The sequence below is a fragment of the Plantibacter elymi (nom. nud.) genome (genome assembly GCF_900177795.1).
GTDB classification, from domain to species: Bacteria; Actinomycetota; Actinomycetes; order Actinomycetales; family Microbacteriaceae; genus Plantibacter; species Plantibacter elymi.
This window is the reverse complement of sequence record NZ_FXWJ01000004.1, coordinates 68,531-85,804: the sequence shown is the minus strand read 5'-3', so window position 1 is coordinate 85,804 and position 17,274 is coordinate 68,531. Positions and strand designations below refer to the sequence as shown.

The following is a 17,274-nucleotide window of genomic DNA, read 5'->3' as shown; positions in this document are numbered from 1 at the left end:
TCCACCTCGCGGTCATGCGCCGTCGGTATGCTGGGGACATGCCTGAGACTTACACCCTCGTCCTGCTGCGCCACGGCAACAGCGACTGGAATCAGAAGAACCTGTTCACCGGTTGGGTCGACGTCCGACTCAGCGAACTCGGCGTCACCGAGGCCAAGCGCGCGGGCGAACTGCTCGCCGACTCCGGCATCACCCCGGATGTGCTGTACACCTCGGTGCTCTCCCGCGCGATCCAGACGGCGAACCTCGCCCTCGAGACCGCCGACCGCATGTGGATCCCGGTCAAGCGCAGCTGGCGCCTCAACGAGCGTCACTACGGCGCCCTGCAGGGCAAGGACAAGGCGCAGACGCTCGCCGAGTACGGTCCGGAGCAGTTCCAGACCTGGCGTCGTTCCTTCGACGTGCCGCCGCCGCCGATCGACGATGACAACGAGTGGTCGCAGGCCGATGACCCCCGGTATGTCGGGATCGACGGCGAACTGCCGCGCACCGAGTGCCTGAAGGACGTCATCGACCGCATGCTGCCCTACTGGGAGTCCGACATCACGGTCGATCTGGCTGCCGGCAAGACCGTCCTCGTGACGGCGCACGGCAACTCGCTCCGCGCACTCGTGAAGCACCTCGACGACATCTCGGACGATGAGATCGCCGAGCTGAACATCCCCACCGGCATCCCGCTCGTCTACGAGCTCGACGCGGACTTCCGTCCGGTCGCCCCGGCCCGGTACCTCGATCCCGAGGCAGCAGCAGCAGGCGCGGCCGCCGTCGCGGCGCAGGGGAAGAAGTAGCGGAAACCCCACCAAACCACCACCCCGGTCGGGAGCGCGGCGTGGCGACATCGTCGCCGAAAGTGCTCCTGGCCGGGGTTTTCCATGTCGAAAAAAAGGGGTTGAACCGCTTCGGGGTTGGGCGTACAGTGACTGCACTGTAACCCGATTGGGGGGATACGCATGGAGCAGTCGACCGACGGCACCCGTTTCCCCTTGTGGCGCGCTCTGGCGCTCGGTGGCTTCGCCGCCGCGGCGTTCACGGCGGTGGCCCTCTTCGGGTCCCCATCCTCGGCGCATGCCGACGACAGCGCCACCGATCCGTCGCTCCTGGGCGCGGTGACCGAGGTCGTCGGCTCGCTCGAACAGCCCGTCAATGCCGTCGCCGAGGTCGTCGACGTCGTCGACACCACCGTGCTCGAACCGGTGGTCGACGTCGTCGACGAGACCGTCGCAGCGGTACCGGTGGTGAACGACGTGGTCGAGGAGACCGTCGGGGCAGCACCCGTCGCCGCGATCGTCGATCCGGTCGTGCAGACGGTCGACCAGACGTTGACCGGCGTCGCCGACGTCGTCGCAGCGGTCCCGGTCCCCAGCACGCCGATCGTCGATCCGGTCGTCCCGGCGCTTCCGCAGGGCCCGGGAGATGGTGTGTCGACGACCGACCCGACCACAACGGGCGCCAACCTCTTGACGACGGTCCTCGGACCGCCCTCCGACCAGCAGGGCGACTCGGCGACCGTGTCGGTCGGGCAGGATCGCGAAGACACGTCGTTCACCATGGACGTGCCCGCCGCCGTCGGATGGTCCAGCCTCCCGGCAGCCCCTGCGAACCTTCCGCTGCTGCCGGACGCCGACAGCCGCTGGGCCGTCACGCCGAGCGGTTCCGGGTCCTCCGGCTCCGGTGGTGCCGTCGGCGGCCCCGCTGCGGCTGAACAATCGATCTCCGTCATCCTCCCTGCGCCCGGCGACGACCGTCGCGGACCCGCGCGAGACGACGACCTCCCGGCTTCTCCCACGTTCCCCTCCGATACCTCTCCTGACTGACCCCGGACCACTCTGCCGTTCGCGGCGGAGACCCGCCCACCGGGCGGTTCAACGGTCCGAAGCCTCCCGACCACGGGAGCACATCAGTCACTCTGCAAGGAGCAGGAATCATGAATTCGTATGTCAAGAAAGGCCTCTACTGTGGCCTGTTCGTCGCGGGACTCACGTTCCTCGGCGCTACGGCGGCCAACGCCGACACGTCCGGGGACGACAGCATCCTCGGCGGAACCCTCGTCGACGTGGTCCTCGAGGCCCCCGTCGAGATCGTGGACACCGCGGTGAGCGTCGTCGGCGATTCGTCGGCGACGTCCGCACCGGAGGCGGCACCCGCACCGGAGCCGGCACCCGCACCGGAGCCGGCACCCGCACCGGAGCCGGCACCTGCGCCGGAGCCCGCACCGGTACCCGAGCCCGCGTCGGCCACCACGACCAGTGGTGACGACAGTGTCGCGGGTGGGAACCAGGTCCAGCTGCCCGTCTCCATCCCGGTGACGGTCGAGGACAACGCGATCTCGATCATCGGCGATGCCGAGCAGTCGGGTGCGACGGCCGGACCGGCGGCGGGGGAGTCCGCCTCGCCGGTCACCGACGAGGCAACGACGACCGGTGACGACAGTGTCGCCGGTGGGAACCAGGTGTCGCCGGTGGTGACCGTTCCGGTCACGGTCGGTGGGAACGCCATCTCGCTGTTCGGTGATTCGAGCAGTGAGCAGGCGGGTGCGCCTGCCACGTCGGGTGGTGCGGCTGTTCCGGCGGCACCGTCGACGACGACCGGTGACGACAGCGTCGCCGGTGGGAACCAGGTGTCGCCGGTGGTGACCGTTCCGGTCACGGTCGGTGGGAACGCCATCTCGCTGTTCGGTGATTCGAGCAGTGAGCAGGCGGGTGCGCCTGCCACGTCGGGTGGTGCGGCTGTTCCGGCGGCACCGTCGACCACGACCGGTGACGACAGTGTCGCCGGTGGCAACCAGGTCCTCGGCGACCTCGGACTCCCGATCTCCGTGGTCGGCAACGCCGTCAGCGTGATCGGCGACTCCGAGTCGACGGGCACCTCGACCTCCGCTCCGGCATCGTCCGGCGGCGGTACGTCGACCACCGGTGGTGACGACAGCCTCGGCGGTGGGAACCAGATCGACCTCGGCCTGGAGCTGCCGGTCACGATCGGCGGCAACGCGATCTCCGTGATCGGGGACAGCGAGACCGGTGGTCCCGGGACGACCGATCCCACCACTCCGGTCGACCCGACGGACCCGACCGACCCGACGGACCCCACCACCCCGGTGACCCCCGTCGTGCCGACGGGCCCCGCCACGGTGATCACCACCACGACGGCGGCGTCTTCGACCGGCTCGAACACGACGGCCTCGGCCGCGCGTTCAGCTGAGCCGACGCTCGCCGACACCGGCAGCGGCGCGGGTCAGCTCCTGCCGCTCGCCGGCCTCGCCACGGTCCTCGGCCTCCTGCTCCTGGCAGGTGGCACGATCACCCGTCGTCGGATGAGCTAGTTCCACACGAACGGACGAGCGGTGCCGACCCGGTCTCGGGTCGACACCGCTCGTCGGGGTGTCCGGGATCAGCTGGTCAGTGGTGCACCGGCGTGGTCGCCTCGGGGATCCAGTCGCCCGTCGCCAGGTACTGGACCTTCTTGGCGATGGAGACGGCGTGGTCGGCGAAGCGCTCGTGGTACCGCGAGGCCAGGGTGGCGTCGACGGTCGCGACGGGCTCACCCTTCCAGGTGTCGCCGAGGACCTTCTCGAAGACGCTGGCGTGCAGCTCGTCGACGTCGTCGTCGTCGTTGCGGATCTCATCGGCGATGCGCGGGTCCTGGGTGCGCAGCAGCTCCGTCAGCTTGCGGGCGATCGAGACGTCGAGTCGACCCATCTCGGCGAAGGTGGTCCGCAGGCCCTTGGGCACGGCCTTGTCGGGGAAGCGGTACCGCGACAGCTGGGCGATGTGCTCGGCCATGTCGCCCATCCGCTCGAGCGACGCGCTGATGCGCAGCGCGCTCACGACGATGCGCAGGTCGCGAGCGACCGGCTGCTGACGGGCGAGGATGTCGATGGCGAGCTCGTCGAGTTCGATCGCGAGCTGGTCGATGCGGTTGTCGTTGGCGATGACCTCTTCAGCGACCGCGACGTCCGAGTTGCCGAAGGACTGCGTCGCCTTCTCGATGGAGATCGTGACGAGTTCGGCGATCTCGACCAGGCGATCCTGGACCTCTCGCAGTGACTGCTGGAATACCTCGCGCATGGCTCTGGGTGCCGTCCTTCCGTGACCTGGCGGTGGGCAGGCAGATGCCCGCTCCGCCGATGATGCCGAACCAAGGTTAACAGTTGGGGCCCCACGCGTGAACAGTCGTCGAAGTGGCGGGGTATTCGCGAGTTCGGCGTTCGGCGGACTGAGTAACGTAGTACCCATGGACACCATGTGGTTGGTGCTGATCGCCCTGGCACTCGGCCTCATCGTCGGGGGCGGTTTCGTCGCCCTCATCACCCTCGCCCTCCGACGGGGCGAGCGCGCCGCGACGGTCGTCAACCCGGTCGTCCCCGACGGGGTCGACCAGGTGCTCGAAGCCCTCGACAGCGCGGGCATCGTCGTCGACCCGTCCAACAACGTGCTGAAGGCCTCTCCTGGGGCGTTCGCGCTCGGGCTGGTGCGCGACCGCGTGCTCGACAACCAGGAGTTCATCGACCTCGCGCTCGAGGTCCGCCGCACCGGCGAGGCCGTCACGAGCGACCTGGAACTCGCGCTCGGGCGCTTCGGTGAGGCCACCCGGCACCTGCGGGTGCGAGCGGCGCCGCTCGGGTCGCGGTTCATCCTGCTCCTCGCTGAGGACCACACGGAGGCGCGTCGACTCGACGAGGTCCGCCGGGACTTCATCGCGAACATCAGCCATGAGTTGAAGACGCCGATCGGCGCCATCGGGCTCCTCTCGGAAGCACTCGACACGGCGGCCGACGACCCGGAACGGGTGAAGCGCTTCGCCAGCCGGCTCTCGACCGAGTCACAGCGACTCACCCGGATGACGGCGGAGATCATCGACCTCTCGCGGTTGCAGGCGGCCGACGCCCTCCATCAGCCCGAACTCGTCCGCCTCGATCGGGTCATCGCCGCGGCAGTGGACCAGAACCGTGTGCCGGCCGAGGCGACCGGCGTTGGGCTCTCCCTCAAAGGCGGCAAGAACCTCGAGGTGTACGGTGACGAGGCCATGCTCGTCGTCGCCGTGCACAACCTCATCTCGAACGCCATCCACTACTCGCCCACCGGCGCGCACGTGGGTGTCGGCGTCCGGGCGGTCGACGACGTCGTCGAGATCGCCGTCACCGATCAGGGCGTCGGGATCGCCGAAGAGGACCGCGATCGGGTCTTCGAACGGTTCTTCCGCGTCGACCAGGCGCGGTCCCGCCACACGGGCGGCACCGGCCTCGGCCTCAGCATCGTCAAGCACACCGTCCAGAACCACGGCGGCGAAGTGAAGGTCTGGTCGCAGCTGGGCCGTGGCTCGACGTTCACCATCCGCCTTCCCAGAGCAACGACCCCGCCGGAGGACCTCTCCACCGGCACGGCAAGGAGTACCCCGTGACCCGCATCCTGCTCGTCGAAGACGAAGCGTCCCTGAGCGAACCACTGAGCTACCTGCTCGAACGGGAGGGGTACGAGGTCGAGGTGGCGGAGGACGGTCCCTCGGCGGTCCAGGCCTTCACTGCTCGTGGCGCGGACCTCGTGTTGCTCGACCTCATGCTCCCCGGCATCCCCGGGACGGAGGTCTGCCGTCAGATCCGCGCGGTCTCGAGCACGCCGATCATCATGCTGACCGCGAAGGACTCCGAGGTCGACATCGTCGTCGGGCTCGAGCTGGGCGCCGACGACTACGTCACGAAGCCCTACTCGACCCGCGAGCTGCTCGCGCGGATCCGGGCGGTGCTGCGACGCCGTGTCGAGGCGGACCAGGCGCAGGAGGAGGTGCTGCTCGAGGCCGGCACGGTCCGGATGGACACCGAGCGCCATGTCGTCGAGGTCAACGGGGCGCCGATCCCGATGCCGCTCAAGGAGTACGAGTTGCTCGAGCTGCTCCTGCGGAACGCCGGACGGGTTCTCACCCGTGGTCAGCTGATCGACCGGGTGTGGGGGAGCGACTACTACGGCGACACCAAGACGCTCGACGTCCACATCAAGCGCATCCGTTCCCGGATCGAGGCGAACCCCTCGGAACCGGTGATGCTCGTCACCGTGCGTGGGCTCGGCTACCGCTTCGAGGCCTGACGCAGGTCAAGGACGGACGAACGCCCCGCAACTCCGAAGAGGTGCGGGGCGTTCGGTCGTGTGGGGCGACGGAGCGTTATTCGGTCGGCTCCGTGGTGGGCGTCGCGAGCGGCGTCGGCGTCTCGGTGGGCTCATCCGTCGGCAGCGGCGTCGGGACGAGCGTGGAGTACTCGAGCAGCTGGCCGGTGAGGACCGGGACGCTCGCCGTGGCGCCCGTCTCGTCGCCGTACTGGAAGAAGACGTCCACGATCGCTCCGGGCTGGACACCGAGGGACTCGATGCGCAGCGGGTCGTTGGCTCCGGAGCCGTCGAACGTCGTCAGGCCGGGCTCCGCGAGGACCTGGAACTGCTCGTCCTTGCCCTCGATCTCGATCAGCACCGTGTGGGCGCGGTCGTCGCTGTTCGCGACGCTGAAGACGAGGTTGCCGGTCTCGCCGTCGTCGGAGACGACGATGGCGTTGCGGACGGCCACCGAGCCGACGGTGACACCGACGCCGTCCGAGGCGTCGTAGTGCTTCAGGGTCGCCTGCGGCGCGATGAGGTTGCAACCGCTCATGCCGAGTGCGACAGCACCCGCGACGACGATGGAAGCGATGAGACGCGCCTTCACAGAACCCTCCAAGATGTGGTGGCCCCGGGCGCAGACGAGTGACAGGTGTCCCGGGATCCGGATTCGAGTCTAGCCCACGCCTGCGAGGGGGCGTGGCCGGGTCGAGGACCCGTCGTGGGTGGGCTCGCGTCCCGGTCCGCGGGGCACCCGGTACCCGGCTCTGATCAGGGGTCCCGTGGTATTCTGGGAGACGCTGAAGGGACCGAGACCCATGATCTTCGAAGTTGGCGAGACCGTCGTCTACCCGCACCACGGTGCCGCGACCATCACCGAGGTGAAGACCAGGATCATCAAGGGCGAGGAGAAGCTCTACCTGAAGCTCCGCGTGACCCAGGGCGACCTCATGATCGAGGTCCCGGCCGAGAACGTCGACCTGGTCGGGGTGCGAGACGTCATCGGACGCGAGGGTGTCGACCGCGTGTTCGACGTACTCCGTGCGCCGTTCACGGAGGAGCCGACGAACTGGTCCCGCCGCTACAAGGCGAACCTCGAGAAGTTGGCCTCGGGCGACGTCATCAAGGTCTCCGAGGTGGTCCGCGACCTGTGGCGTCGCGACCAGGACCGAGGCCTCTCTGCGGGGGAGAAGCGGATGCTCGCGAAGGCCCGCCAGATCCTGGTCTCCGAACTGGCATTGGCGGAGCAGACCGACGAGGAACAGGCGTCGTCCGTCCTCGACGAGGTCCTCGCCTCCTGAGCCGACCGTCCCTTCCCGCGCGGCGCCCGAGAAGTAGGCTCGTGACATGACTGCGATCGACGAACCGGGTGCCGTTGCCGACCCATCCCTGGACGGCCCGGCTGTCGGCGTGCTCGTCGTGGCGGCGGGCAGTGGGACGCGCCTCGGCGCCGGGATCCCCAAGGCGTTCGTGTCGCTCGCCGGCAGCACCGTGCTCGAACACGCGCTCGCCCCGGTCTTCCGCCTGCGGGACGCGGTCCAGGTCGTCGTCGTGGTCCCCGTGGATCGCGTCGGCGAGGCGGAGACGATCGGTCGTCGCGCGGCGGGGAAGGCGGCCGACCACCTCCACGTCGTCGTCGGAGGCGACACGAGACAGTCCTCCGTCCTCGCCGGACTCGCCGCCCTGTGGCCGGGAGTGCGCACGGTGCTCGTCCACGACGCCGCACGAGCGCTCACCCCGACCGAGCAGTTCGAACGGGTGATCGACGCCGCAGCGCGAACGGGGTGGGGGGTCGTGCCGGGGCTCCCGGTGACCGACACGATCAAGCGGGTCGACGCGAGCGACCTCGTCGAGGAGACCGTGGATCGGGCCGCCCTCAGAGCCGTCCAGACACCGCAGGCGTTCCCGCGCGATGCCCTCGTCGCGGCCTTCCGCGTCGCCGAGGACCGCCTGGCGGCGGCCACCGACGATGCGGCACTCTACGCGGACGCCGGACACCCCGTCCTGGCCGTCGAGGGGTCGGAGGCGGCGTTCAAGATCACGACCCCGTGGGACGCCCAGCGTGCGGAGCGACTCCTGGTGGAGCGGGACCGAGGCCGAGAGCGCGAGGTGGGCGCACGGCCGACCTCGACGATCAGGACCGGCATCGGGATCGACGTCCACGCCTTCGCCGACGACGGCGAGCTGAGCCTCGCCGGCCTCAGCTGGCCGGGGGAACGGCCGCTGGCCGGACACAGCGACGGGGATGCGGTCGCCCATGCCATCGTCGACGCCCTGTTGTCCGCTGCTGGCCTCGGCGACATCGGCTCCATGTTCGGCACCGACGACCCCCGCTTCGCCGGGGCGAGCGGCGAGGTCTTCCTGCGGGCAGCTGTCGAACGGCTGCACGCCGCGGGCTTCGTCGTCGTCAACGTCGCGGTGCAGCTCGTCGGCAACCGCCCGCGGTTCGCGCCACGTCGGACGGAGGCGGAGGGCGTACTGAGCGCGCTGGTCCACGGGCCGGTCAGCATCGCGGCGACGACCACGGATGCGCTCGGGTTCACCGGCCGTGGCGAGGGAGTCACGGCCATCGCCACCGCCCTCGTCGAGCGCTGCTGACGGGTCGGTCCTCAGCCGGCGGACGTGCCCTCGTCGACCGACGCACCGAGCCCGAGGAACCGGCCGTATTCGCCAGCTGCCCGCCGGAACCCCGCCTGCACCCGCTGCGACAGCGGTTGGAACTGCGTCGGGGTGACGACGACGCCGGCCGCACTCGTCCGTCGGCGCCAGGTACCGACGACGCGTCCGTCGACGGCGATCATCGGGAGGAAGATGCCGTTCGCGCCGGGCACGATGCGGTCTGCGAACGCGGCGGGGAGCGTCAGCTCGCGGTCGCGGTAGCCGAGGAGGAGCTCGTCGAATCCGGGCAGCGCGAGCACCCGTGGTGGCCGCGGAGCAGATTGCGGCTCGATGCCCTCGGCCGTCGACCAGCGGGTGACCCCGTCGCGCGACTCGGAGACCAGCCGTCCGGCGGCCACCTCGATGCCGCGTTTCGCCTGGGCGACGGTGAGCTTCGACCACCAGGTGAGGTCGGCGATCGTCGACGGGCCGTGGCCGGTGAGATACCGGACGACGAACTCGCCGAGCGCCTCATCCGCTTCGAGCACCCGCGGTGCACGGATCCACTCCTCACTCAGGACGAGGGCCTGCTGTCTCCCGGCGGGCGGTCCCCAGCAGACCACGCCCGACATCGCGAGTTCCATGATGAGGTGGGAGGCCCGTTGTCCGTCGATCGGGATCCCGGCGCCGGTGTGGGCGGCCAGCAGCTCATCCCTCGTCATGCGCCGATGCCCGCTGAGCATCCCCTCGGTGAGCGCACGGGAGCGCGAGAGGGTCTCGGCGTCGAGCTCGAGTTGCCGGTGTCTCGCAGCGATCGTGGAGCGCACCCGCGGGACACCGAGTCCGAGCAGCCACCCGAGGTCCTCCGCGGCGACGAGATGCAGGGTGCCGCGCATCGGCCAGGACCGGACGATCGAGCCGTCCTCGAGCGCCGCGAGCACCGCGTCCATCGTCGTGCCGGTCGACCTGACGCCGACCGCCCACAGCGACGAAGCGAGGTCCTGGGCCTGGATCGCGAGCAGCCGCGAGACGACACCCGTGGGGGAGCGGTGCTCGGCTCCGTCGAGGAGCTGGGCCGCGAGTCGCGCGCGGAGAACCTGCTGGTCGTCGCGTCCCGTGGTCATGGGACCATCATGCCCGGACGACGGCGGCTAGTCTGGTCTCGTGGCCCTCCGACTCTACGATTCGAAAACGCAGTCCCTCCGGGACTTCGTGCCGCTCCGCGAAGCCGAGGCGGGGCTGTACGTCTGCGGACCGACCGTGCAGTCCTCTCCGCACATCGGACACCTGCGCAGCGCGCTCGTCTACGACCAGCTGCGACGCTGGCTGACGGCCTCCGGGGTCCGCGTCACGCTCGTCCGCAACGTCACCGACATCGACGACAAGATCCTCGCGAACGCCGCCGCCGGCGTCGAGGGCGGCTTCGCCCAGCCCGGCGAGGAGTGGTGGGCGCTCGCCTACCGGTACGAACTCGAGTTCACGGCCGCCTACCGTGCCCTGGGCATCCTGCCCCCGAGCTACGAGCCACGCGCGACGGCGAGCATCCCGGAGATGCAGGAGCTCATCGAACGGCTCATCGACGCCGGACACGCGTACCCGGCTCCCGACGACTCCGGCGACGTCTACTTCGACACCGCCTCATGGAGCCGCTACGGCGAACTCACGCGGCAGAGCGCCGAGCACATGGAGGCCGCGACCGACGCCGACCCGCGCGGCAAACGGGATCCCCGCGACTTCGCGCTCTGGAAGGGCACCAAGCCTGGGGAGCCGCGCTCGGCGAGTTGGATGTCTCCATGGGGCGAGGGGCGGCCCGGCTGGCACATCGAGTGCTCGGCGATGTCGACCAAGTACCTCGGTGAGGAGTTCGACATCCACGGCGGCGGACTCGACCTCCGGTTCCCCCACCACGAGAACGAGCTCGCCCAGTCCAGCGCAGCCGGCGACCCCTTCGCCCGATACTGGTTGCACAACGGGCTGGTCGCGGTCACGGGTGGGCAGAAGATGTCGAAGTCCCTCGGCAACTCCGTCTACGCCGCCGACCTCCTGGCAGCGGCCCGGCCGCTCGTCGTCCGGTACTACCTCGGGGCAGCGCAGTACCGATCGACGCTCGAGTTCCATCCGGGCGCACTCGCCGAGGCCGAAGCCGCACTCGGACGCATCGAGGGCTTCCTCGATCGCGCCGCCCGCGCCGACCTGCTCACCGAGACGACCACCGCCGCCAGTCGAGCGACGCTCCCGGCCGCGTTCGTCGAGGCCATGGACGACGACCTGAACATCCCCCGCGCGCTCGCCGTGTTGCATGACGCCGTTCGCGTCGGCAACGCCGCCCTCGATGGCGGCGACGACCAGGCGACAGCCCGCGAGCGTGCGGTCGCCGTCCTCGACATGACCCGGGTGCTCGGCATCGACCCGACCGACCCCTCGTGGTCGTCGGGCACCGACCCCGTCACTCACCGATCCCTGTCCGCACTCGTCGAGCGTCTGCTCGTCGACCGCGCGGACGCCAGGGTCGCCAAGGACTTCGCAGCGGCCGACCGGATCCGCGACGAACTCACAGCGGCTGGGATCACCATCGAAGACACCCCGTCCGGAGCACATTGGAGTATCAGTGGCAAGTAAGCCTTCCCGCCCGACCGGGCCGAAGAAAGCGAAGAAGGGTCCCACCAAGGGCACCGGTGGCCTCGGCCGCAAGGCGCTCGAGGGTCGTGGACCGACCCCGAAGGCCGAGGACCGCGCCTGGCACCCCGCCGGCAAGCGGAAGGCCGCGCAGGAGCGCTACGCGGCTTCCGGCGGCACCGGCAAGCCAAGGCAGGCGGCCGGCCAGAACGGACGCCCGTCCACGAACGGCCGGACCAAGCAGAAGTCGAGCGACGAGTCCGAGGTCGTCACGGGCCGCAACTCCGTCCTCGAAGCGCTCCGCGCGAAGATCCCGGCCACCACGCTGTACGTCGCGACCCGCATCGAGATGGACGACCGGGTGAAGGAGGCGCTCAGCATCGCCACCCGACGCGGCATCCCGGTGCTCGAGGTCATGCGTCCGGAGCTCGACCGCATGGCCGGGTTCGACGGCGTGCACCAGGGCCTCGCCATCAAGGTGCCGCCCTACGAGTATGCGCACCCCATGGAGTTGCTCGACCAGGTCATCGCCCGTGGCGAGAACCCGTTGTTCATCGCCCTCGACGGCATCACCGACCCCCGGAACCTGGGTGCGATCATCCGGTCGACCGCAGCCTTCGGCGGTCACGGAGTGATCCTGCCGCAGCGCCGGAGCGTGGGCCTCACCGCCTCCGCGTGGAAGACTTCGGCAGGAGCGGCGGCTCGGACGCCGGTCGCGATGGCAGCCAACCTCACACAGACACTCAAGGCGTTCAAGGAGCGCGGCGTCTTCGTCATCGGTCTCGACGGCGACGGCGACGTCTCCCTTCCCGGGCTCGAACTCGCCGACCAGCCGATCCTCGTGGTCGTCGGCAGCGAGGGCAAGGGCCTGTCCCGCCTCGTCACCGAGACCTGCGACGCGGTCGTGTCGATCCCGATCTCGGCCTCGACTGAATCGCTCAACGCCGGGATCGCGGCCAGCGTGACGCTGTACGAGATCGCGCGCCGCCGTAACGCCGAGTAGGCGACCGGCGGACGCGCCGCACGAACGAGACAGGCCCTCGGAACGGATCTCCGTTCCGAGGGCCTGTCTGTCGTCAGTCGAGGTGACGGACCCGATCAGACCAGGTCTCGCCAGTCGACCGGTCCGGTCATGGCGGCGGGGATGCTGATCGCCTCGGTCGGCGGCACAATCATGGTCGCCTCGTCGCGGCGGTGCCGCAGGACGGTGTTCACGTAGGAACCCACGGCTTCCGCCAGGGGGATGTCGCGACCCTCGTTCTGCGCGAGGAACCAGCGATGTTCCAGGAGCTGGTGGAAGATCTCGGCGGGCTCGAGCTTGCCGCGGAGTTCGCGCGGGATCGCCTTCACCACCGGCTCGAACACGCGGATGAGCCATTCGTGCGCCGCCATCTCTTCGTCGAACCCGTCCTTCCCGAACGAGGCCGAGTAGGCGTCGAGGTCGTTGAGCAGTCGCCTCGCCTGGTTCTCGCCGGCGTCGAGGCCGGTGAGCCGCAGGAGTCGGCGTTGGTGATGCCCGGCGTCGACGACCTTCGGCTGGATCCGCACGGTCGAGCCCTCGTCGGTCGTCTTGATCGCGAGTTCCTCGATGTCGAAGCCGAGTTCGTTCAGGCGGTGGACGCGCTCGGTGATGCGCCAGCGCTCGGACGCGTCGAAGGACTCGGAGCCCGTGAGCTCCTTCCAGAGGGACCGGTAGGCGGCGACGATACCGTTGCTCACGGTGACGGGGTCGAGTTCGGCGTCCGCGCGTCCGCCGGCCTCGAGATCGAGGAGCTCGCCGGCGATGTTCACCCGGGCGATCTCGAGGTCGTTCTCACGCTGCCCGTTCGACAGGCCGCCCTCGTAGAGCTTGCCCGTCTCGGCGTCGACGAGATAGGCCGCGAAGGCGCCCGCGTCGCGCCGGAAGAGCGTGTTCGACAGCGACACGTCGCCCCAGAAGAAGCCGACGATGTGCAGCCGGACGAGGAGGACGGCCAGCGCGTCGACGAGGCGGGTCGCGGTGTCGGGCCGGAGGGTGCCCTGGAAGAGCGCGCGGTAGGGGAGTGAGAACTTCAGGTGCCGCGTCACGAGCACGCTCGGCAGCTCACGGCCCTTGCGGTCGCTCCGGTTCGTGATGACCGCGAGCGGGTCGACGCAGGGGATGTCGAGGCGCTGCAGCGTGCGCAGCATGTCGTACTCGCCCTTCGCCATCTCCGCGGTCGTCTCCTTGACGGCGATGACGTAGCCGGACAGGTTCGCGAACCGGACCAGGTGGCGCGAGATGCCCTTCGGGAGCGAGGCGATGGCCTCATTCGGCCAGTTCTCGAGGGGGAGCTCCCAGGGGAGGTCGAGCAGCGCCGGGTCGACGGTGGCAGCGGTGATGTTCAATGCGCCGGACATGGTGCGGAGCGCTCCTCGGTGATGGTCGTGCTGAGACTGGACATGCGAAAACGACGATGGCCGAGCGATCGGAGACCGACCGCTCGACCATCGTCGGCGGGAAACTAGATCGAGGAGGACACGACCGGCTTGTTGCCCAGACGCTCACCCGATGCCGAGTCGAACGCGTGCACGTGGTGCGGCGTCGGCGCGAGGAACACCGTGTCGCCGATGTGTGCGTGGTTGCGACCGTCGACGCGGGCGACGATGTCGGTGCGCTTGCCGGAGACGTCGGTGTGGCCGTACAGGTAGCCGTCGGCGCCGAGCTCCTCGACGAGGTCGACGGTCACCTCGATGCCGGAGCCCGAGTTGCTGGACACGGTGATGTCCTCGGGGCGCACGCCGACCGTGACGTTCTTCGACGGAGCGGCATCGGTGATCTCGCGCTCGACCGGGATGATGAATCCGCCGAGCTTGATGCCGCCGTCGGCGATCTCACCCTCGAACAGGTTCATGGCCGGGCTGCCGATGAAGCCGGCGACGAAGACGTTGTTCGGCTTCTCGTAGAGGTCGCGCGGGGTGCCGACCTGCTGCAGGATGCCGTCCTTGAGGACCGCGATGCGGTCGCCCATGGTGAGCGCCTCGGTCTGGTCGTGGGTGACGTAGACGGTGGTGACGCCGAGACGACGCTGCAGCGACGCGATCTGGGTGCGGGTCTGGACGCGGAGCTTGGCGTCGAGGTTCGACAGCGGCTCGTCCATGAGGAAGACCTGGGGCTGACGGACGATGGCTCGACCCATCGCGACGCGCTGACGCTGACCACCGGAGAGCGCCTTCGGCTTGCGGGTCAGGTAGTCCTCGAGGTCGAGGAGCTTGGCGGCTTCGAGCACGCGGGTGGCACGCTCTTCCTTGCCGACACCGGCGATCTTGAGCGCGAAGCCCATGTTCTCGGCGACGGTCATGTGCGGGTAGAGCGCGTAGTTCTGGAACACCATCGCGATGTCGCGGTCCTTCGGCGGCACGTCGGTGACGTCGCGGTCGCCGATGAAGATGTGGCCGTCGTTGACCTCTTCGAGGCCCGCGAGCATGCGGAGGGAGGTGGACTTGCCGCAGCCGGACGGGCCGACGAGGACGAGGAATTCGCCGTCGGCGACCTCGAGGTTCAGCTTGTCGACCGCGGGGCGGGTGCCACCCGGGTAGAAACGGGTTGCGTTGTCGAACGTCACAGACGCCATGGTTGTTCTCCTTCACCGGCAGGTACGTGCCGGACGATCCGTTGTGAATGGACGCGAACCCGTCATCGATGGCCGGTTCGCCGTCCCAGTATGCCACGACCTCCTGTGAATGGAAGGTCCAGCGGCCAGCGGATCTCTCGGCGGACGCACAGCCGCCTCCCGGCCTGGTTTGGGCCTCTCCCAGGCGGCAGGTCTACGATTACTCTGTTTGGCGCTGCCTCGTCTCCGCAGCGCGAGCCCCCCGAAACGAGGATCAATGTCTGGCGCTGGATCGCAGAACCGACCGACCAAGAACGAACGCCGCGACGCGGCACGCGAGAAGGCGCGGGTGCTGCGCGAGCAGCAGAAGCGCCGCGACCGTCGCAACCGGGTGCTGCTCCAGGGCGGCATCGTGCTCGGTGCGCTCGCGATCGTGGCGGTGGTGGCGGTCATCATCGTGACGTCGATCAAGCCCGCCGGACCGGTCCCGACCGCGGCCAAGAACGACGGCTTCACCGTCTCGGCCGGCTTGCAGCTGGTCGGGGCCCCGGCCGGTGCGTCGACGCCCACGCCGAGCGCGACTGATCCGGCCGCCCCCGCGGAGCCGGCCCCGGCCGAGACGCCGGCCGCCACCGAGACCCCGACCGCCGACGGCGTCGAGATCTCCGTCTACCAGGACTTCCTCTGCCCCTACTGCGGTCAGTTCGAGACCACGAACGCCGAGCAGGTCAAGGGTTGGCTCGAGGCCGGCGCCGCGACGTACACGGTGCACCCCCTCGCAACGCTGAGCAACCTGTCGCTCGGGACGCAGTACTCGCTGCGCGCTTCGAACGCGGCCGCCTGCGTCGCGGAGTACTCCCCGAACGACTTCTTCTCCTTCAACACGGCACTGTTCGAGAACCAGCCCAAGGAGAACACCGAGGGCCTGACCGACGCCGAACTGAAGTCGATCGCCAAGGGTGTCATCTCCGGCGGCGAGAAGAAGATCAACGCCTGCATCGACGACGGCACCTACAAGTCGTGGGTGAAGGACTCGACCGACCGTGCGCGCAGCGGCCCGCTGCCCGGCACCGACGTCGCCAAGGTCGAGGGGACGCCGACCATCCTGGTGAACGGCAAGCAGTACACGGGTTCGCTGACCGACGCAGAGCAGTTCGCGGCATTCGTCCTCGCCGTCTCGAGCGAGAGCTACTCCACCGGCACGCCGACGCCGGGTGCCAGCGAGTCGCCCGTGACCAACGGCTGATCCGCCGTCATCGTAGGATGGATGGGACCGGGGCCAGCCCCTGTCGGCCGACGTGGCGCAATTGGTAGCGCAACGCTCTTGTAAAGCGTAGGTTACGGGTTCAAGTCCCGTCGTCGGCTCCAGCCGAGAACCGCCCGCTCAGCCTCGCTGAGTGGGCGGTTCCTCATTGGAAGGAACCATCCCGTGACCCGTGTCCCAGCGCCGCTCGCGCTCCTCATCGCCGTCGTCAGCGGAGCCTTCATCGCGGTGCAGGCCCGATTGAACGGCGAGCTCGGCGCGCGACTCGGCGATGGGTTCACCGCAGCGGCGATCTCGTTCGGCGGCGGCTTGATCATCCTCACCGTCGGACTGGCGCTGTCCCGTACCGGTCGTCGCGGTCTCTCCACGGTGGCCGGTGCCGTCCGACGCAGGGAGATGCCCTGGTGGACGGTGCTCGGTGGGTGTGCCGGCGCGTTCCTCGTGCTCTCGCAGGGGCTCACCGCCGCCACGCTCGGCGTCGCCCTCTTCACGGTCGCGGTCGTCGCCGGCCAGACCGCGAGCGGACTCGTGCTCGACCGGATCGGCTTCGGCCCGGGAGGCGTCGTCGGGTTCAGCGTCCAGCGCGTCCTCGGGGCGGTCGTCGCCCTCGTCGCAGTCGGCGTCGCGGTCTCGGGCGAGCTCGGCGGGAGCATCCCACTCGGCCTGCTCGTCCTGCCGCTGCTCGCCGGCATCGGGATCGGCTGGCAGCAGGCGGTCAACGGCCGCGTGAAGATGCGGGCACAGAGCACGCTCGCCGCCACGTTCATCAACTTCGTCGTGGGGACGGTCGTGCTGGTCATCGCCGCCGTGCTGCACGCGATCATCGTCGCGCCGCCCGGACCGCTCCCGGGGGAGTGGTGGCTCTACCTCGGTGGCCCGATCGGCTGCGTGTTCATCGCCGTGGCGGCGTTCCTCGTGCAGCACACGGGCGTGCTCATCCTCGGTCTCGGCACGGTGGCCGGTCAGACCCTGAGCGCGCTCGCCCTGGACGTGCTGCTGCCCACCGACGACGGCGGGGTGCATGTCGCGACCGTCATCGGGACGCTCCTCGCGTTCGCCGCCGTGGCGATCGCGTCGGCGCGGTTCAGGCGTCGTCCCACGGCATCGTCGACCGGCGACTGAGTCGAGCCGTCGGACGCCGTGA

The 17,274-nt window shown here is 69.5% G+C and carries 16 protein-coding genes and 1 tRNA gene; 12 read left to right on the top strand and 5 right to left on the bottom strand.

Annotated elements, in window-relative coordinates; all coding sequences use genetic code 11:
* The first annotated feature begins 38 nt into the window (after positions 1-38).
* The 3 genes from CCK91_RS12930 (at position 39) to CCK91_RS12920 (ending at position 3,319) form a co-directional block, all read left to right on the top strand.
* Positions 39-788, top strand: a complete 750-nt coding sequence (locus CCK91_RS12930) for a phosphoglyceromutase (protein ID WP_079705352.1) — start codon at positions 39-41, stop codon at positions 786-788.
* Between the two features lie 162 nt (positions 789-950).
* Entirely contained in the window at positions 951-1,814 is an 864-nt protein-coding gene (locus CCK91_RS12925; RefSeq protein WP_086474384.1) for a hypothetical protein, read from the top strand.
* Positions 1,815-1,924: 110 nt separating this feature from the next.
* On the top strand, positions 1,925-3,319 hold the full coding sequence (locus CCK91_RS12920; RefSeq protein ID WP_086474383.1) for a chaplin family protein: 1,395 nt from the start codon (positions 1,925-1,927) through the stop codon (positions 3,317-3,319).
* Positions 3,320-3,395: 76 nt separating this feature from the next.
* Here CCK91_RS12920 and phoU read toward each other — a convergent pair whose 3' ends face one another.
* Entirely contained in the window at positions 3,396-4,064 is a 669-nt protein-coding gene (gene phoU, locus CCK91_RS12915; RefSeq protein ID WP_064296372.1) for a phosphate signaling complex protein PhoU, read from the bottom strand.
* A gap of 166 nt (positions 4,065-4,230) precedes the next feature.
* Here phoU and CCK91_RS12910 point away from each other — a divergent pair, with 166 nt between their 5' ends.
* On the top strand, positions 4,231-5,397 hold the full coding sequence (locus tag CCK91_RS12910) for a sensor histidine kinase (RefSeq protein WP_079705355.1): 1,167 nt from the start codon (positions 4,231-4,233) through the stop codon (positions 5,395-5,397).
* Entirely contained in the window at positions 5,394-6,077 is a 684-nt protein-coding gene (locus CCK91_RS12905) for a response regulator transcription factor (protein ID WP_064296370.1), read from the top strand. Before CCK91_RS12910 ends, CCK91_RS12905 begins: the two co-directional genes overlap by 4 nt.
* Before the next feature lie 76 nt (positions 6,078-6,153).
* Here CCK91_RS12905 and CCK91_RS12900 read toward each other — a convergent pair whose 3' ends face one another.
* Positions 6,154-6,687: a hypothetical protein gene (locus tag CCK91_RS12900; RefSeq protein ID WP_207568234.1), complete on the bottom strand. Its 534-nt coding sequence runs from the start codon at positions 6,685-6,687 to the stop codon at positions 6,154-6,156.
* Between the two features lie 211 nt (positions 6,688-6,898).
* Here CCK91_RS12900 and CCK91_RS12895 point away from each other — a divergent pair, with 211 nt between their 5' ends.
* Both CCK91_RS12895 and ispD read left to right on the top strand, forming a co-directional pair.
* On the top strand, positions 6,899-7,381 hold the full coding sequence (locus CCK91_RS12895) for a CarD family transcriptional regulator (RefSeq protein WP_064296368.1): 483 nt from the start codon (positions 6,899-6,901) through the stop codon (positions 7,379-7,381).
* 46 nt (positions 7,382-7,427) lie between these two features.
* Positions 7,428-8,678 carry a 2-C-methyl-D-erythritol 4-phosphate cytidylyltransferase gene (ispD, locus tag CCK91_RS12890; RefSeq protein ID WP_086474382.1) on the top strand — a complete coding sequence of 417 codons (1,251 nt, stop codon included), beginning with the start codon at positions 7,428-7,430 and terminating at the stop codon, positions 8,676-8,678.
* An 11-nt stretch (positions 8,679-8,689) separates the two neighbouring features.
* Here ispD and CCK91_RS12885 read toward each other — a convergent pair whose 3' ends face one another.
* Positions 8,690-9,802 carry a winged helix DNA-binding domain-containing protein gene (locus CCK91_RS12885; RefSeq protein ID WP_086474381.1) on the bottom strand — a complete coding sequence of 371 codons (1,113 nt, stop codon included), beginning with the start codon at positions 9,800-9,802 and terminating at the stop codon, positions 8,690-8,692.
* A gap of 40 nt (positions 9,803-9,842) precedes the next feature.
* Between CCK91_RS12885 and cysS the strand changes: the two genes are divergently transcribed.
* Together cysS and rlmB are read left to right on the top strand one after the other, a co-directional pair.
* Positions 9,843-11,297: a cysteine--tRNA ligase gene (gene cysS / locus CCK91_RS12880; protein WP_086474380.1), complete on the top strand. Its 1,455-nt coding sequence runs from the start codon at positions 9,843-9,845 to the stop codon at positions 11,295-11,297.
* Complete coding sequence (gene rlmB, locus CCK91_RS12875) at positions 11,287-12,297, top strand: 23S rRNA (guanosine(2251)-2'-O)-methyltransferase RlmB (RefSeq protein ID WP_064296364.1); 1,011 nt, start codon at positions 11,287-11,289, stop codon at positions 12,295-12,297. The genes cysS and rlmB overlap by 11 nt, the downstream gene beginning before the upstream one ends.
* 95 nt (positions 12,298-12,392) lie before the next feature.
* Here the strand turns inward: rlmB and CCK91_RS12870 are convergent, their stop codons facing one another.
* Positions 12,393-13,673, bottom strand: coding sequence for a DUF4032 domain-containing protein (locus tag CCK91_RS12870; RefSeq protein ID WP_064296363.1), 1,281 nt, complete (start codon positions 13,671-13,673; stop codon positions 12,393-12,395).
* A gap of 104 nt (positions 13,674-13,777) precedes the next feature.
* On the bottom strand, positions 13,778-14,887 hold the full coding sequence (locus CCK91_RS12865) for an ABC transporter ATP-binding protein (protein ID WP_079705359.1): 1,110 nt from the start codon (positions 14,885-14,887) through the stop codon (positions 13,778-13,780).
* A 256-nt stretch (positions 14,888-15,143) separates the two neighbouring features.
* Between CCK91_RS12865 and CCK91_RS12860 the strand changes: the two genes are divergently transcribed.
* The 3 genes from CCK91_RS12860 to CCK91_RS12850 all read left to right on the top strand — a co-directional run bounded on the left by CCK91_RS12860 (position 15,144) and on the right by CCK91_RS12850 (position 17,252).
* A complete protein-coding gene (locus CCK91_RS12860; protein WP_086474379.1) occupies positions 15,144-16,112 on the top strand; it encodes a DsbA family protein in 969 nt (322 codons plus the stop codon).
* Between the two features lie 46 nt (positions 16,113-16,158).
* A tRNA-Thr gene (locus CCK91_RS12855) sits at positions 16,159-16,234 on the top strand.
* 61 nt (positions 16,235-16,295) lie between these two features.
* Entirely contained in the window at positions 16,296-17,252 is a 957-nt protein-coding gene (locus CCK91_RS12850) for a DMT family transporter (RefSeq protein ID WP_086474378.1), read from the top strand.
* Positions 17,253-17,274: the final 22 nt, after the last annotated feature.

Excerpts from the sequence above, each read along its gene's own strand:
- CCK91_RS12930 (WP_079705352.1), top strand. The coding sequence starts at position 39 with ATGCCTGAGACTTACACCCTCGTCCTGCTGCGCCACGGCAACAGCGAC.
- CCK91_RS12860 (WP_086474379.1), top strand. The coding sequence starts at position 15,144 with ATGTCTGGCGCTGGATCGCAGAACCGACCGACCAAGAACGAACGCCGC.
- CCK91_RS12925 (WP_086474384.1), top strand. The coding sequence starts at position 951 with ATGGAGCAGTCGACCGACGGCACCCGTTTCCCCTTGTGGCGCGCTCTG.
- CCK91_RS12885 (WP_086474381.1), bottom strand. The coding sequence starts at position 9,802 with ATGACCACGGGACGCGACGACCAGCAGGTTCTCCGCGCGCGACTCGCG.
- CCK91_RS12895 (WP_064296368.1), top strand. The coding sequence starts at position 6,899 with ATGATCTTCGAAGTTGGCGAGACCGTCGTCTACCCGCACCACGGTGCC.
- CCK91_RS12870 (WP_064296363.1), bottom strand. The coding sequence starts at position 13,673 with ATGTCCGGCGCATTGAACATCACCGCTGCCACCGTCGACCCGGCGCTG.
- phoU (WP_064296372.1), bottom strand. The coding sequence starts at position 4,064 with ATGCGCGAGGTATTCCAGCAGTCACTGCGAGAGGTCCAGGATCGCCTG.
- CCK91_RS12910 (WP_079705355.1), top strand. The coding sequence starts at position 4,231 with ATGGACACCATGTGGTTGGTGCTGATCGCCCTGGCACTCGGCCTCATC.
- ispD (WP_086474382.1), top strand. The coding sequence starts at position 7,428 with ATGACTGCGATCGACGAACCGGGTGCCGTTGCCGACCCATCCCTGGAC.
- CCK91_RS12920 (WP_086474383.1), top strand. The coding sequence starts at position 1,925 with ATGAATTCGTATGTCAAGAAAGGCCTCTACTGTGGCCTGTTCGTCGCG.
- CCK91_RS12865 (WP_079705359.1), bottom strand. The coding sequence starts at position 14,887 with ATGGCGTCTGTGACGTTCGACAACGCAACCCGTTTCTACCCGGGTGGC.